Genomic DNA, 1,810 nt, shown 5'->3' with positions numbered 1-1,810 from the left:
ACGCTTCCTAACGAAAGGGCCGAAGTCGCCGTCTAGGGACGGCATCGCATCCACATCAGAGACAACAACGACAATTCGGATGAAGCGGCCTTCGGGATCAGATCGCACGATTCGCGTCCTGCCGCCGATCGGAGAGCAGAAGCGCTATCCCGCGTTAACCTAACGGTAATCCACGCCGAAGAGCGCGTGACGCCGAAGAAAAGAAAGACAATTGAGTGAAAGCTGATCACAAATCAGCCTGTTGGTTGCCGCGACGACGCCATCGAGAAACTCGAATGGTATGCGTTGCGATGGAAGATAGAGGTATTCCAGAAGATCCTCAAATCAAGTTGCAAAGCTGAGGAGTCAAAGCTCAGGACCGCCCAGCGCCTGACCAATCTCATCCTGAGTTGGCGGGTCTTCTGGATGACAATGCTAAACCGTTCAGCCCCGGACGCGCCGCCAACCCTCGCGTTGACTGCGACTGAAATTGGCGTGCTCGAGCGTCTCGTCAAGGACAGGCCAAAAGTAAGACAGAAAACGCTCTCGCACTATCTGATCAAGATCGCCCGGCTCGGCGGTCATCTCGCCCGCGCCAGCGCCCCCGCCCGGCAATACGTCATATGGCGCGGGCTGTCACGCCTCACCGATGTCGCGCTGGGCGCCATGGTCGGAGGAGATTTGTGGGTAATTGAAAGCTCGACCGGACGGATACGCTGGGCCACCGCCATGACTGCCCGCAAGGAGCGCATGTTTTCTGCGAAGCTTTGCGGGTGGACTGCCCGCTCGACGACGCTCTTGGGCTAGATCTCGATACAGCTGTCGTTTAGAAGGAGCTTAAGGCCGGGACGTCGGGGTGTGGCATAGCGCATCGCTCTCGCCTGACAGGCGACCTGCCACTGAACATTCCCGGGAACTTGAGGCTCGGATTTGTCCGCTGTGCTTAGGTGGAGTGGAGTGATGGGGCGATCGGCAGAGCTGGTCACGGTCGCGTAGCCGATCGTGCGTTGCGGTGAACGTAGCAGCGGGTGCCGCCGTACCAGGAGAACTCGAATCCATCTCGTCATAGCTTGACGATAAAGCTGGTATCAGGCCGTGAGGCGGCGCTGATTTCACGTCGCTTCCAGATGCCCCTGTGCGGCGTATCGAAACAACGTGCAAGTTTACGCTCGCGCACCGCCTCCCTGAAGCAACTCGGACGGGATCCGCGCTTCGCTCACCCCGGCCCATTTCGGCGTAAGCGGCGAACGAAGTACCCGCCCTATGTGGCCAGCTAAGATGCCGCGCCCTTCGGGCTCTGTGTCACGCCGCCAGGTCAGACTAAGATCAAAGCAAGATGGCGCGGCCCTCGGAGGCGAGCTGCCAAGGAGGCCAACCCGAGGATGATCCATCCAAGCTCATCTCCGCACTCCTTTTCCACTTGGGCTCGTCGCTACTTAGATTGGGAGATGACTTTCTTACAGGGTAGGTTCTGACCCTGAAGCCGCTCTCGCGGCCCCTTCTGCTCCCCCCGATTTTGCCCTAGGATTCTAGGATCGTCACCATCATGGTGGATGCCGCTAAAGCCGGCCTATAGCTGCTCCGTTATGCGATTGGCAGCCGCAGAGCAGCGACTGAACGCATATCTGGCCGCGCATAGGACAATGCATTCGCTCGGGCGAAGGCTCGGTCCCTGTCCATTTTCCAGGCGATGCACATATCTATCCTTGGCTCAAAAACGCGGAAACGCCTGGCAGAGGCACTGTGCGGCTGACCTCAACCCTTGGCCCAGCGAGTAAGACCGTCATCGGAGATGATTTTCGCGATTGCTGCTTTCTGTTCGTCTGCCAGC

At 58.7% G+C, this 1,810-nt stretch carries 1 protein-coding gene; it reads left to right on the top strand.

Annotation, left to right across the window (positions count from 1 at the left end; genetic code table 11):
* Positions 1 to 285: 285 nt before the first annotated feature.
* Positions 286 to 786, top strand: a complete 501-nt coding sequence (locus AC0L27_RS40975) for a hypothetical protein (RefSeq protein ID WP_473323762.1) — start codon at positions 286 to 288, stop codon at positions 784 to 786.
* Positions 787 to 1,810 lie beyond the last annotated feature (1,024 nt).

It is taken from the genome of Bradyrhizobium sp. Ken51 (genome assembly GCF_055807435.1).
Note: the sequence above shows the minus strand (reverse complement) of the source record. Positions and strands in the feature narration are given on the sequence as shown.